The 11,597-nt window shown below is 39.5% G+C and carries 21 protein-coding genes; all 21 read right to left on the reverse strand.

Features of this window, described 5'->3' with window-relative positions; translation table 11 throughout:
• Nucleotide 1: 1 nt before the first annotated feature.
• The 21 genes from secY to rplC all read right to left on the reverse strand — a co-directional run bounded on the left by secY (nucleotide 2) and on the right by rplC (nucleotide 11,562).
• On the reverse strand, nucleotides 2-1,321 hold the full coding sequence (secY, locus tag ACOVQ4_RS21720) for a preprotein translocase subunit SecY (RefSeq protein ID WP_421822691.1): 1,320 nt from the start codon (nucleotides 1,319-1,321) through the stop codon (nucleotides 2-4).
• Nucleotides 1,322-1,455: 134 nt separating this feature from the next.
• Nucleotides 1,456-1,902 (reverse strand): 50S ribosomal protein L15, encoded by a 447-nt coding sequence (rplO, locus tag ACOVQ4_RS21725; protein WP_421822692.1) that lies wholly within the window; start codon nucleotides 1,900-1,902, stop codon nucleotides 1,456-1,458.
• Between the two features lie 81 nt (nucleotides 1,903-1,983).
• Entirely contained in the window at nucleotides 1,984-2,163 is a 180-nt protein-coding gene (gene rpmD, locus ACOVQ4_RS21730) for a 50S ribosomal protein L30 (RefSeq protein ID WP_421822693.1), read from the reverse strand.
• A gap of 75 nt (nucleotides 2,164-2,238) precedes the next feature.
• Nucleotides 2,239-2,757, reverse strand: coding sequence for a 30S ribosomal protein S5 (gene rpsE / locus ACOVQ4_RS21735; RefSeq protein WP_095160740.1), 519 nt, complete (start codon nucleotides 2,755-2,757; stop codon nucleotides 2,239-2,241).
• Between the two features lie 114 nt (nucleotides 2,758-2,871).
• Nucleotides 2,872-3,219 carry a 50S ribosomal protein L18 gene (gene rplR / locus ACOVQ4_RS21740; RefSeq protein ID WP_421822694.1) on the reverse strand — a complete coding sequence of 116 codons (348 nt, stop codon included), beginning with the start codon at nucleotides 3,217-3,219 and terminating at the stop codon, nucleotides 2,872-2,874.
• 45 nt (nucleotides 3,220-3,264) lie between these two features.
• Nucleotides 3,265-3,819 (reverse strand): 50S ribosomal protein L6, encoded by a 555-nt coding sequence (rplF, locus tag ACOVQ4_RS21745; protein WP_421822695.1) that lies wholly within the window; start codon nucleotides 3,817-3,819, stop codon nucleotides 3,265-3,267.
• A gap of 105 nt (nucleotides 3,820-3,924) precedes the next feature.
• Nucleotides 3,925-4,320, reverse strand: a complete 396-nt coding sequence (gene rpsH, locus ACOVQ4_RS21750) for a 30S ribosomal protein S8 (protein WP_421822696.1) — start codon at nucleotides 4,318-4,320, stop codon at nucleotides 3,925-3,927.
• 128 nt (nucleotides 4,321-4,448) lie between these two features.
• The gene (rpsN, locus tag ACOVQ4_RS21755) at nucleotides 4,449-4,718 is read right to left on the reverse strand and encodes a 30S ribosomal protein S14 (protein WP_166549703.1); all 270 of its coding nucleotides are present in this window, start codon (nucleotides 4,716-4,718) and stop codon (nucleotides 4,449-4,451) included.
• A gap of 99 nt (nucleotides 4,719-4,817) precedes the next feature.
• Entirely contained in the window at nucleotides 4,818-5,375 is a 558-nt protein-coding gene (gene rplE / locus ACOVQ4_RS21760; protein WP_421822697.1) for a 50S ribosomal protein L5, read from the reverse strand.
• Between the two features lie 71 nt (nucleotides 5,376-5,446).
• Nucleotides 5,447-5,779 carry a 50S ribosomal protein L24 gene (gene rplX, locus ACOVQ4_RS21765; RefSeq protein WP_421822698.1) on the reverse strand — a complete coding sequence of 111 codons (333 nt, stop codon included), beginning with the start codon at nucleotides 5,777-5,779 and terminating at the stop codon, nucleotides 5,447-5,449.
• Between the two features lie 18 nt (nucleotides 5,780-5,797).
• Nucleotides 5,798-6,166 (reverse strand): 50S ribosomal protein L14, encoded by a 369-nt coding sequence (gene rplN, locus ACOVQ4_RS21770; RefSeq protein ID WP_095160746.1) that lies wholly within the window; start codon nucleotides 6,164-6,166, stop codon nucleotides 5,798-5,800.
• Between the two features lie 105 nt (nucleotides 6,167-6,271).
• Entirely contained in the window at nucleotides 6,272-6,526 is a 255-nt protein-coding gene (gene rpsQ, locus ACOVQ4_RS21775) for a 30S ribosomal protein S17 (protein ID WP_095160747.1), read from the reverse strand.
• An 85-nt stretch (nucleotides 6,527-6,611) separates the two neighbouring features.
• Nucleotides 6,612-6,800 carry a 50S ribosomal protein L29 gene (gene rpmC, locus ACOVQ4_RS21780; RefSeq protein ID WP_095160810.1) on the reverse strand — a complete coding sequence of 63 codons (189 nt, stop codon included), beginning with the start codon at nucleotides 6,798-6,800 and terminating at the stop codon, nucleotides 6,612-6,614.
• Nucleotides 6,801-6,856: 56 nt separating this feature from the next.
• Entirely contained in the window at nucleotides 6,857-7,276 is a 420-nt protein-coding gene (gene rplP, locus ACOVQ4_RS21785; RefSeq protein WP_095160748.1) for a 50S ribosomal protein L16, read from the reverse strand.
• An 89-nt stretch (nucleotides 7,277-7,365) separates the two neighbouring features.
• Complete coding sequence (rpsC, locus tag ACOVQ4_RS21790; RefSeq protein WP_421822699.1) at nucleotides 7,366-8,211, reverse strand: 30S ribosomal protein S3; 846 nt, start codon at nucleotides 8,209-8,211, stop codon at nucleotides 7,366-7,368.
• 27 nt (nucleotides 8,212-8,238) lie between these two features.
• Entirely contained in the window at nucleotides 8,239-8,610 is a 372-nt protein-coding gene (gene rplV, locus ACOVQ4_RS21795; RefSeq protein WP_283328798.1) for a 50S ribosomal protein L22, read from the reverse strand.
• An 86-nt stretch (nucleotides 8,611-8,696) separates the two neighbouring features.
• A complete protein-coding gene (gene rpsS / locus ACOVQ4_RS21800; RefSeq protein WP_095160751.1) occupies nucleotides 8,697-8,975 on the reverse strand; it encodes a 30S ribosomal protein S19 in 279 nt (92 codons plus the stop codon).
• Nucleotides 8,976-8,982: 7 nt separating this feature from the next.
• Entirely contained in the window at nucleotides 8,983-9,804 is an 822-nt protein-coding gene (rplB, locus tag ACOVQ4_RS21805; protein ID WP_421822700.1) for a 50S ribosomal protein L2, read from the reverse strand.
• 74 nt (nucleotides 9,805-9,878) lie between these two features.
• Nucleotides 9,879-10,166, reverse strand: coding sequence for a 50S ribosomal protein L23 (rplW, locus tag ACOVQ4_RS21810; RefSeq protein WP_421822701.1), 288 nt, complete (start codon nucleotides 10,164-10,166; stop codon nucleotides 9,879-9,881).
• A gap of 41 nt (nucleotides 10,167-10,207) precedes the next feature.
• Complete coding sequence (rplD, locus tag ACOVQ4_RS21815) at nucleotides 10,208-10,837, reverse strand: 50S ribosomal protein L4 (RefSeq protein ID WP_421822702.1); 630 nt, start codon at nucleotides 10,835-10,837, stop codon at nucleotides 10,208-10,210.
• A 107-nt stretch (nucleotides 10,838-10,944) separates the two neighbouring features.
• Nucleotides 10,945-11,562 (reverse strand): 50S ribosomal protein L3, encoded by a 618-nt coding sequence (gene rplC, locus ACOVQ4_RS21820; protein ID WP_421822703.1) that lies wholly within the window; start codon nucleotides 11,560-11,562, stop codon nucleotides 10,945-10,947.
• Nucleotides 11,563-11,597 lie beyond the last annotated feature (35 nt).

Below are 11,597 nucleotides of genomic sequence, written 5' to 3' on the forward strand. Positions count from 1 at the left end.
ATTACTGAGCGATTGCTTCAGTTCTACCTTTTACACGACCAGACTGCATCAAACCTTCATATTTGCGCATTAATAGATAACTTTCAATTTGCTGAAGGGTATCGAGAACAACACCAACCAAAATTAACAAAGAAGTACCTCCAAAAAATGATGCAAATCCGCGAGTGATACCAAATATGCTTGCAACCGCTGGCAAAATTGCGATGATTGCTAACATAAATGCTCCTGGCAACGTAATTCTATCAAGGATTTCAGCAATAAAGTTTGAAGTTGCCTCACCTGGTTTAACACCTGGAACGAAGCCTCCCCCACGCTTCATATCATCTGAAATCTGGGTTGGGTTGATAGAAATAGCAGTGTAAAAGAATGTAAATACTATAATTAAAAATGCAAATAACAAATTGTACTGCCAAGTAGTGAAGTCACCAAAAGCTTGAGCCACAGATTGAGCAAACTCACTCTTGTCGGCTAAGGATTGGGCTACTAACCCCGGTACAAACATCAATGCTTGAGCAAAAATGATTGGCATTACACCAGCAGCATTCAATTTTAGAGGAATGTACTGACGTTCACCGCTCATTGAAACTCTATTTCCTACCACTTGTTTCGCGTATTGTACTGGAATACGACGTACAGCTTGAGTAACCATCACAGCACCCATTACTACAAAAAACAAGGCAACAACCTCGATAATGAATAATAAAGCACCTGACATACCTCTTGATTGAGCCTCACCTAATAAAGAAGCTGGAAAACGAGACACAATACCAATCATAATTAGCATTGAAATACCGTTACCTATACCTTTGTCAGTGATTTTCTCACCAAGCCACATACAGAACATAGTTCCAGCAACCAAAATGATTACTGAGTACAAACGGAATGACCAAGGTGAAACTAGAATAGCCTCAGCAGGGATAGTTACTTGCAAATATGTAAAGGCTTGTGCAGCTGTCACAAAAATTGTTAGAACACGAGTGATTTGGTTTAACTTTTTGCGACCAGACTCACCATCCTTCTGCATCTTTTGGAAATATGGCAATGCAATTGTAAGAAGTTGGATTGCAATAGAAGCAGAAATATATGGCATGATGCCTAAGGCAAAGATAGAGGCGTTATTAAACGCTCCACCTGAGAACATATTCAACAAACCTAATAAACCGCCTTCACCCTTCTGCGCTAACTTCGTGGCATCTACACCTGGTAAAACAACGTAAGATCCAAGGCGAAAAAAGGTGATAAACAACAGGGTATTAAGAATACGAGTTCTTAATTCCTCTATTGAAATAATGTTTTTGATAGTGCTAATAAACTTGTTCATGCTATCTGTTTAAGTAATCGTTATAGAATATAACTCGAAAGATGTTTAACTTTTTCGTTAATTACAAATCTGATGTCAGATTTTACAATGATTACTCAATAATTTCTGTTGTCTATCGATTTTTCAGTTGAAAATTAAGCTACAACTGCTTTACCTCCTGCAGCTTCAATAGCAGCCTTAGCAGAAGCAGAGAAACCTTTAACTTGCACCTCTACTGCAGTTTTGATTTCGCCACGAGACAAGATTTTCACCAAGTCATTTTTCGAAACCAAACCATTTTGGTACAATACATCGTGAGTGATAACTGTTACACCAGTTGAATCAATCAAAGCCTGGAGAGTATCCAAGTTGATAGCTTTATACTCAACACGATTAATATTTTTAAAGCCGAATTTAGGAACACGACGTTGAAGAGGCATTTGACCACCTTCAAAACCAGATTTACGAGAGTAACCCGAACGAGATTGAGCACCTTTGTGACCACGAGCAGAAGTACCACCTAAACCAGAACCTGCACCACGGCCAACTCTTTTTCTTACCTTAGTAGAGCCCACTGCGGGCTTTAATGACGATAAATTCATTTTTTTGAAAAAATTAAATAATTGCTAAACGCCGTTTCACCTTGAGACGACTCGCTTAATCAATCCTTTGATAGGGCTTGATTAAAGATTTTCAACTACAATCAAGTGTTGAACCGCACGAATCATACCTTCGATAGCTGGGTTCAATTCTTTTTCTACGCTTTTGTTCAATTTACCCAAACCTAAAGCTTGAATAGTACGTTTTTGAACTTCTGGACGTTTGATTGTACTCTTAACTTGAGTAATTTTTACCTTTGACATGGTCTTATATTTTGGAGTCTAAACATTGAGCTTGAAGTATACAACAACAAGCCCAATGCCGTCAACTAAAATAAATTATCCGTTAAATACTTTTGCTAAAGATACTCCTCTTTGGAATGCTACTGTATGAGGGTTTCTCATTTTAACTAGCGCATCAACAGTTGCTTTTACCACGTTGTGTGGGTTAGAAGAACCTTTTGATTTTGCCAATACGTCATGAACACCAGCAGCTTCTAATACGGCACGCATTGCACCACCCGCGATTACCCCAGTACCTGGAGCAGCTGGCTTCAACAATACGAAACCTCCTGAGAACTTACCAATTTGTTCGTGAGGTACAGTTGCTTTCAAAAGAGCAACTTGGAATAAGTTTTTCTTAGCGTCTTCGATACCTTTAGAGATCGCGTCAGTTACTTCGTTTGCTTTACCCAAACCAAAGCCAACTACACCTTTGCCGTCACCAACTACTACGATAGCAGAGAAGCTGAAACGACGTCCACCTTTTACTACTTTCGCTACGCGGTTGATAGCAACAACTCTTTCTTTTAGTTCGCCTTCGTTAACCTTGATAGGTTTTGATATTAATTGCGACATTTTTTTCTAATTTGAAAATTGTTGAATTTGAAAATTTGAAATCTGTGCTTTAACATCAAAAACTTTCATTTTGGAACGGCGGAAATCCGCATTGCACAAATTCAAATTAACTAATTAAAATTTAAGACCTCCTTCTCTTGCACCTTCAGCAACTGCTTTAACACGACCATGGTACAAGTAACCGTTACGGTCAAAAACAACTGTTGAAACACCTGCAGCCAAAGCTTTCTCTGCAATTTTAGCACCTACTAATTTTGCATTTTCAACATTACCATTCTTCAAACCTAATTCCTTAGATGAAGCAGCAGCCAATGTAGAGCCTTTAGTGTCGTCGATCAATTGAGCATAAATACCTGAGTTTGAACGAAACACTGACAATCTTGGCTTTTCAGCTGTACCAGAGATTTTAGCTCTGATAGACAACTTAATACGAAGTCTTCTTGATTCTTTTTGCGAAGCCATTAATTTATATAGTTTTGTGGATTACCGACCCACGATGATTAAATTCTATTTCTTACCACCAGCTTTACCAGCTTTTCTACGAATTTGCTCACCAACGAAGCGAATACCTTTACCTTTGTATGGCTCAACCTTACGAAGAGAACGAATTTTTGCTGAAACTTGGCCGATTAATTCTTTGTCGATACCTTCTAAAGTAACTTTAGGGTTTTGACCTTTTTCCATTGCAGTTGTAACTTTCAACTCGCTAGGGATTTGCATGAAGATTGCGTGAGAGTAACCCAACGCTAGTTCAAGAAGGTTTCCTTGATTAGAAGCTTTGTAACCTACACCGACAATTTCCATTTCTTTTTTGAAACCATCGCTAACGCCAACAACCATGTTGTTGATCAAAGCACGGTATAATCCGTGAAGAGCTTTGTGGCGTTTTTGATCAGTAGGGCGTTTAACACGTACTTCATTTCCTTCAACTTCAACAGCGATATCTGGATCGATAGAACGAGAGAGAGTACCTTTAGAGCCTTTTACTGTTACTGTACTTTTTTCAATTGTTACAGTAACACCGGCAGGAAGTGTGATAACTTTATTACCAACGCGTGACATGACTTTTGTGTTTTTGCTTAAATGGAGGAGAAGCTCCTCTTTCAGCGTTATTTGAAAATAAGTTAGGGAACAAACCTGTATAAGACTTATTCCCCAAATGTAAGATTAGTATACGTAGCAAAGAACTTCACCACCTACATTAAGTGTGCGGGCTTCTTTGTCAGTAATTACACCTTTTGATGTTGAAAGGATAGCTACACCCAAACCGTTTAGAACACGTGGTAACTCATCAGCACCTTTGTATTTACGCAAACCTGGTTTAGATACTCTCTCCAACTTAACGATTGCAGGTTGTTTAGTAACTGGGTTGTATTTCAAAGCGATTTTGATTGTACCCTGTACTGATGAATCGTCAAACTTGTAGTTTTGAATGTATCCTTTATCAAAAAGCACTTTAGTGATTTCCTTTTTGATGTTAGAAGCAGGAATTTCAACGATTCTGTGACGTGCCTTGATGGCATTTCTCAATCGTGTTAAGTAGTCTGCTATTGGATCTGTCATTGTTTTCGATATTTGAAACGAACTTTTCTTTGGGAAAAGGCTCGCAAAATTACGGAATTGGATTTAAAAAAACAACCATAAGTGGCTGATTTTAATAAAGATTACGACAAATTTTTATCGTAAGAGTATTACCAGCTTGATTTTGTCACACCTGGAATCAATCCTGCTGAAGCCATTTCACGGAAAGTCACACGGTTGATGCCGAATTTACGCATATAACCTCTTGGACGTCCTGTAAGCTTACAACGGTTGTGCAAACGTACTGGTGAAGCATTTTTAGGTAATTTATCCAAACCTAAGTAGTCGCCAGCAGCTTTCAAAGCAGCACGCTTAGCAGCGTATTTAGCAACAGTTGCTTCTTTTTTTCTTTCTCTTGCTTTAACTGATTCTTTTGCCATGTTGGTTGAATCTTTTTATCAGTTGTCTGTTATCAGTTATTCGTTATCCGCAAAACCGTTTCCGAAGTTGAGACGACGAATAACGGATAACATAATTAATTACTTCTTCGAATTAGCGAAAGGCATACCCATTTGTTGTAACAATGCGTAAGCTTCAGCATCTGTGTTTGCAGTCGTAACAAAAGTGATATCCATACCAGAGATTTTGCTCACTTTGTCGATAGAAATCTCTGGGAAGATGATTTGTTCTTTCACACCCAAAGTATAGTTACCACGACCATCGAAACCTTTGTCTGAGATACCTTTGAAGTCACGTACACGTGGAAGAGCCACAGTAGTCAAACGATCAAGGAATTCGTACATTTTATCTCCTCTCAAAGTTACTTTCACACCGATAGGCATGTTTTCACGCAACTTAAAGTTTGAGATAGCTTTTTTAGACATTGTAGCTACTGCTTTTTGACCAGCAATAAGAGTAAGTTCTTCAACACCTGTGTCGATTAATTTCTTATCAGCTACAGCAGCACCGATACCTTTGTTGATTACGATTTTAGTAATCTTAGGAACTTGCATTACTGATTTGTATTGGAACTTTTCCTTTAGAGCAGGAACAACTTCGCCAACGTATTTGTCTTTTAATCTTGTTGTAGTTGCCATTGTTATGAAAACTTTATGTGGATTTCCGACCCACTTTTCACGTCCTCAAAAGTGGACGCTTCATTGATTTATTAGATAAATTTACCTGTTGCTTTAGAATATCTTTGCAACTTACCATTCTCGTTCAATTTGCGACCTGTGCGAACGGCTTTACCGTTTTCAGCAACTGCAATGTTTGAGATATGGATAGTACCTTCAGTCTTAACGATACCACCTTGAGGGTTAGCAGCGCTTGGCTTAACGTGTTTAGTGATGAAGTTTACACCTTCAACGATAGCACGTTGTTTTTCAACCAATACTTTTTTTACTACGCCTGTTTGTCCTTTAGCGTTACCAGCGATAACCACAACAGTATCACCAGTTTTGATGTGCAACTTAGGTTGCTTATTAAACTTTCTTTCCATGATGATGACAGGTTATGATTAAAGTACCTCTGGGGCTAATGAAACAATTTTCATGAAACCTGCGTCACGCAATTCACGTGCAACTGGTCCAAAAATACGAGTACCACGTGGCTCGTCATTGTTGTTTAAAAGAACTGCTGCATTGTCTTCGAAACGGATATAAGATCCATCCTTACGACGAATTTCTTTTTTAGTTCTTACAACTACGGCTTTAGAAACCGTACCTTTCTTCATGTTTGATGACGACAAAGCAGACTTCACTGTTACTACAATTTTGTCACCAATAGAAGCATATCTTTTTCCTGTACCGCCCAACACGCGGATAACCAGTACCTCTTTTGCACCTGAGTTATCAGCAACGCCGAGTCTTGATTCTTGCTGTACCATTGTTTGATTGGTATATTAAAGATTGCGAAAAAATTAAATTTAACGATACACCACTAACAACAATAGGAAGTGATGCTGAACGTTGGATAAAACTGGAGTAGTGAATTATTTCGCTTTCTCGATAATTTCAACTAATCTCCAACGCTTGTTCTTTGACAAAGGACGGGTTTCCATTACCTTCACTGTGTCACCGATTCCACATTCGTTATTTTCATCGTGAGCCATCAATTTGGAAGTTTTCAACATAAACTTACCATAAAGAGGGTGCTTAACTTTTCTGTCTACGGCGACGGTGATAGATTTATCCATCTTGTTGCTCACCACACGCCCAATCCTTACTTTTCTTAGATTTCTTTCCATCGTTGGATTTGGTTGTTTTAGATTGACCTCAAGCGGTATGTTGATGAGGTCTGTTCAGTTAAAATAAAATGATAGGAAATTCCTATTATTTAGAAGCTGCTGTAATAGCAGTTTCCAAACGAGCGATCAATTTGCGAGATTCACGCAAGCGCAAAGGGTTCTCGATTGGAGAAATAGCGTGAGCAAACTTCAAACGTGCCAAAGCATCTTTTTCTGAAGCTAGAGTTGCTTTCAACTCATCTAGGCTCAATTTTTGGATTTCTGCGTTCTTCATTATTTTATCAGTCATGGAGTCGTTAGAAGTTTTAAGGCTTCCAACGACATGATATACTATTCTTGATAATCTCTACGAACTACGAATTTAGTACGAAGTGGCAATTTTTGAGCCGCCAAACGAAGTGACTCTTGTGCCAATTCCAAAGGTACCCCAGCAGATTCGAATAAGATAGTTCCTGGTTTGATATTAGCTACCCAGTATTCTGGAGCACCTTTACCTTTACCCATACGAACTTCGGCTGGTTTCTTAGTGATTGGTTTGTCAGGGAAGATACGAATCCAAACCTGACCTTCACGTTTCATTGCACGAGTTACTGAGATACGAGCTGCTTCGATCTGACGAGCAGTGATACGTCCTGGCTCCAGAGCTTTGATAGCGAATGTACCGAAGTCAATTTCATGACCGCGAGTAGCCAAACCTTTCACTCTACCTTTCTGTTGCTTACGGAACTTGGTTCTTCTTGGTTGTAACATTGTCTTATGAAGTCTTTCAGTTCTAAGTCGAAAGTCGTAAAGTACATAAAGTATCTTTAGGACTTGCGACTATAAACTAAGATTAAAAATTATCTCTTACCGCCTCCTCTGTTGTTGGCATTTCCTCCTTTACCACCACCACGGTTGTTATTGTTGTTGTTACGACGGTTATCGCCACGGCCACCGCGATTATCGCGTCCACCACGACGTCCACCTTCGTCATCACGACCACCACGGTTGTTGTTACCGCCACGAGAGTCGCCACCAGCTTGTTGAGCTGACATACCAGCGTTTGGAGAAAGGTCACGTTTTCCGTACACTTCGCCTTTGCAAACCCAAACTTTGATACCGATTTTACCGTAAACTGTCAAAGCTTCAGATACTGCGTAGTCGATGTCTGCACGTAATGTATGAAGAGGAATACGTCCTTCTTTGTATCCTTCTGAGCGAGCCATTTCGGCACCACCCAAACGGCCAGAAAGTTTCAATTTGATACCTTGAGCACCTACTCTCATCGCAGAAGCAATAGCTTGCTTCATAGCACGACGGAAAGAAATACGTGCTTCTAATTGTTGAGCGATAGTTTCGCCAATCAATTTAGCATCAATCTCAGGACGTTTAATTTCAAAGATGTTGATTTGAACATCTTTGCCTGTGATTTTCTTTAATTCTTCTTTGATTTTATCTACTTCTTGACCACCCTTACCGATTACAACGCCTGGGCGTGCAGTATTGATAGTCAAAGTAATACGTTTCAAAGTACGCTCAATAATTACCTTAGAGATTGCACCCTTTGGAATACGAGCAGCTACGTATTTACGGATTTTTTCATCCTCAACTAACTTGTCGGCAAAATTCTTACCGCCGTACCAGTTAGAATCCCAACCTCTGACGATACCAAGTCTAAGACCAACGGGGTTAACTTTCTGTCCCATTTTATGATATTTAGATGTTTTCTCTAATTATTCTTCTGATGTTACGATTGATGGAGCACTTGCAGAAGCAACCACTAATGTAATGTGGTTTGAACGCTTCAAGATTCTGTATCCACGACCTTGTGGAGCTGGACGCAAACGCTTCAAAGAGCTACCGCCATCTACTGTAACGGTTTTAACATATAAGTCGGCATCTTCCAACTTAACGTCTTCGTGCTTATTTTGCCAGTTAGCAATTGCTGAGAGTAACAATTTCTCAACAAATCTAGCACCAACTTTAGGCTCATATTTCAAGATACCCAAAGCCTTGTTAACTTTCTGACCTCTAATCATGTCTACCACGATTCTCATTTTCTGAGGCGAAGTCGGAACATTGTTTAATTTAGCTACTGCTTCCATTTCTATAATTTCGGATTTAGGTTCTGGGATTTTGGATTATCAGGATTGAATCTTACAATCCGCAATCCTCATTCCACTATCCCCTATTATCTTTTGCCTTTATCTTTTTTAGCGATGTGACCACGGAAATTGCGTGTTGGAGCAAATTCACCAAGTTTATGTCCTACCATGTTTTCTGTTACATATACTGGGATAAACTTGTTACCGTTGTGCACTGCGAAAGTGTGTCCAACGAAATCAGGAGAAATCATTGAACGTCTTGACCAAGTTTTGATAACTGACTTTTTACCTGACTCATTCATAGCAATTACTTTGTTGTCAAGGCGGTAGTCAATATAAGGTCCTTTTTTTAATGAACGTGCCATCTATGTATTATTTCTTTCTACTGATGATTAGACGATTTGAATGCTTTTTCTTGTCGCGAGTTTTCTTACCTTTCGCCAACAAGCCGTTACGTGAGCGAGGGTGACCACCAGATGAACGGCCTTCACCACCACCCATTGGGTGATCAACTGGGTTCATTACTACACCACGAACTCTTGGACGACGGCCCAACCAACGGTTACGACCAGCTTTACCCAAGTTTGTGTTCATGTGGTCAGCATTTGATACCGAACCGATTGTTGCCAAACAGTTTACTAATACCATACGCATTTCACCTGAAGGCAATTTCAATGTAGCATATTTGCTATCACGTGCCAACAACTGAGCATAAGTACCTGCCGAACGAGCTAGCTCTGCACCACCACGAGGACGAAGCTCGATAGCGTGAACGATTGTACCTACAGGGATGCTTGACAAAGGCATTGTGTTACCTACTTCTGGTGCTACTGATGAGCCAGATACTACTGTCTGACCAACTTTCAAACCTGAAGGAGCAATGATGTATGATTTTTCACCATCTGTGTACTCGATCAATGCGATACGAGCTGTACGGTTTGGATCGTATTCAATTGTCAATACTGTTGCTTCTACATCGAATTTATCGCGATAGAAGTCGATCAAACGATAACGACGTTTGTGACCGCCACCAATGTAGCGCATTGCGCGGTGACCGAACGCGTTACGACCACCTGTTTTTTTGATTGGAGCCAACAACGGTTTGTACGGCTTCGAAGTAGTGATTTCTTCGAAAGTTGGAGCTACACGTTGACGTTGACCCGGAGACGTTGGTTTTAATTTTCTAACTGCCATTTCTCTAGTTTGTTCAAATTATCGGGGTGAACACCCATAAATTGTTTGAAAGCATTATTGCTTTCTAACTGGTCTTAGATACCTTCGTAGAAATCGATTACCTCGCCTTTAGCTACGGTAACGATTGCTTTTTTGAAAGTTGAAGTATAACCAGTTGTGATTTTAGTTCTAGTACTTCTTGATTTTTTCTTACCAAACTGACGAAGTGTATTTACAGATTCTACGTCAACTCCGTACATTTTCTTGATTTCTTTCGCGATTTCAATCTTGTTTGATTTCACTGCTACTTCGAAAACGTACTGACCGCCTTTCTGCAACTCCTGAGTTTTTTCAGTAAGAATTGGTCTTTTGATGATGCTCATTTCTTTATGACGTTAATTGTCATCAGGTTATATACTGATAACTATTTGCTGAAAGATGATTCGATTTTTGCAACAGCATCTTCTACGATTACAAGACGAGTTGCATTTACTAAGTCATAAGTATTTACTTGTGCAGCAGAAACAATCTTAGTTTTTGGTAGGTTGCGACCTGACAAGTAGATATTTTGGTTATCTTCTGGCAAAATCATCAACGTTTTAGTTTCTGTTAATGACAATGCGTTCAAGATTGCCAAGAAGCCTTTTGTTTTTGGAGCTTCCATTGAGAAGTTTTCCAAGATTGAAACTTCACCAGCTTGTGCTTTTGAAGCAAAAGCAGACTGACGAGCCAAAGACTTTACTTTTTTGTTCAATTTGAAAGAGTAGTCACGTGGAACTGGACCGAAGATACGACCACCACCTTTGAATAAAGGTGACTTCATTGAACCTGCACGAGCACCACCTGTACCTTTTTGACGCTTCAACTTACGAGTTGAACGAGCAACTTCCGCTCTTTCTTTTGCTTTGTGCGTTCCTTGACGTTGGTTTGCCAAGAATTGCTTTACATCTAACCAAACAACGTGCTCGTTTGGCTCGATACCAAAGATTTCGTCAGAAAGAACAACTTTCTTACCTGAATCTTTGCCTTGTATATTTAATACTGATAATTCCATTTTTCAATTTGAAAATTTGTGAATTTGAAAATTTGAAAATCTTTATTCTTGATGACCGAACCTAAGTTTGTGTGAAAGGCTAGCATCCTTTCAAATCTTCAAATTGATTATTTTTCAAGAATAACATAAGAGTTTTTCGCTCCTGGTACTGAACCTGACACTACGATAAGGTTTTTATCAGCATAAACTTTCAATACTTGTAAGTTTTGAACTTTTACACGATTTCCACCTGTACGACCTGCCATGCGAAGACCTTTGAACACGCGAGATGGGAATGAACATGCACCAATTGAACCTGGGTGACGTCCGCGGTTGTGCTGTCCGTGTGTTTGACCACCAACACCACCAAATCCGTGGCGTTTAACAACACCTTGGAAACCTTTACCTTTTGAAGTACCGATTGCATCTACGAAATCGCCTTCTACAAAAAGCTCAGCTGTGATAACTGCACCTAAATCGAGTGATTGTTCGAAAGACTTGAACTCAACCAATTTCTTCTTTGGAGTAGTTCCTGCTTTTTTGAAGTGACCCAACAATGGTCTAGAAGTGTGCTTCTCTTTCTTCTCACCATAGCCTAATTGGATAGCGCTATAGCCTTCTTTTTCTACTGTTTTTACTTGCGTTACAACACAAGGACCGGCTTCGATCAGCGTACAAGGAACAGCAGTGCCATCCGCGTTGTAGAGGCTAGTCATACCGATTTTCTTTCCGATAATTCCAGACATTTTATTATTGAATAAAACGTTAAAAAATAAAATAA

Origin of the sequence: Flectobacillus sp., assembly GCF_049240685.1 — a bacterium.
Classification (GTDB): Bacteria; Bacteroidota; Bacteroidia; order Cytophagales; family Spirosomataceae; genus Flectobacillus.

Coding starts and splice junctions, on each gene's coding strand:
- secY (WP_421822691.1), bottom strand. CDS start 1,321: ATGAACAAGTTTATTAGCACTATCAAAAACATTATTTCAATAGAGGAA.
- rplO (WP_421822692.1), bottom strand. CDS start 1,902: ATGAATTTATCGTCATTAAAGCCCGCAGTGGGCTCTACTAAGGTAAGA.
- rpmD (WP_421822693.1), bottom strand. CDS start 2,163: ATGTCAAAGGTAAAAATTACTCAAGTTAAGAGTACAATCAAACGTCCA.
- rpsE (WP_095160740.1), bottom strand. CDS start 2,757: ATGTCGCAATTAATATCAAAACCTATCAAGGTTAACGAAGGCGAACTA.
- rplR (WP_421822694.1), bottom strand. CDS start 3,219: ATGGCTTCGCAAAAAGAATCAAGAAGACTTCGTATTAAGTTGTCTATC.
- rplF (WP_421822695.1), bottom strand. CDS start 3,819: ATGTCACGCGTTGGTAATAAAGTTATCACACTTCCTGCCGGTGTTACT.
- rpsH (WP_421822696.1), bottom strand. CDS start 4,320: ATGACAGATCCAATAGCAGACTACTTAACACGATTGAGAAATGCCATC.
- rpsN (WP_166549703.1), bottom strand. CDS start 4,718: ATGGCAAAAGAATCAGTTAAAGCAAGAGAAAGAAAAAAAGAAGCAACT.
- rplE (WP_421822697.1), bottom strand. CDS start 5,375: ATGGCAACTACAACAAGATTAAAAGACAAATACGTTGGCGAAGTTGTT.
- rplX (WP_421822698.1), bottom strand. CDS start 5,779: ATGGAAAGAAAGTTTAATAAGCAACCTAAGTTGCACATCAAAACTGGT.
- rplN (WP_095160746.1), bottom strand. CDS start 6,166: ATGGTACAGCAAGAATCAAGACTCGGCGTTGCTGATAACTCAGGTGCA.
- rpsQ (WP_095160747.1), bottom strand. CDS start 6,526: ATGGAAAGAAATCTAAGAAAAGTAAGGATTGGGCGTGTGGTGAGCAAC.
- rpmC (WP_095160810.1), bottom strand. CDS start 6,800: ATGAAGAACGCAGAAATCCAAAAATTGAGCCTAGATGAGTTGAAAGCA.
- rplP (WP_095160748.1), bottom strand. CDS start 7,276: ATGTTACAACCAAGAAGAACCAAGTTCCGTAAGCAACAGAAAGGTAGA.
- rpsC (WP_421822699.1), bottom strand. CDS start 8,211: ATGGGACAGAAAGTTAACCCCGTTGGTCTTAGACTTGGTATCGTCAGA.
- rplV (WP_283328798.1), bottom strand. CDS start 8,610: ATGGAAGCAGTAGCTAAATTAAACAATGTTCCGACTTCGCCTCAGAAA.
- rpsS (WP_095160751.1), bottom strand. CDS start 8,975: ATGGCACGTTCATTAAAAAAAGGACCTTATATTGACTACCGCCTTGAC.
- rplB (WP_421822700.1), bottom strand. CDS start 9,804: ATGGCAGTTAGAAAATTAAAACCAACGTCTCCGGGTCAACGTCAACGT.
- rplW (WP_421822701.1), bottom strand. CDS start 10,166: ATGAGCATCATCAAAAGACCAATTCTTACTGAAAAAACTCAGGAGTTG.
- rplD (WP_421822702.1), bottom strand. CDS start 10,837: ATGGAATTATCAGTATTAAATATACAAGGCAAAGATTCAGGTAAGAAA.
- rplC (WP_421822703.1), bottom strand. CDS start 11,562: ATGTCTGGAATTATCGGAAAGAAAATCGGTATGACTAGCCTCTACAAC.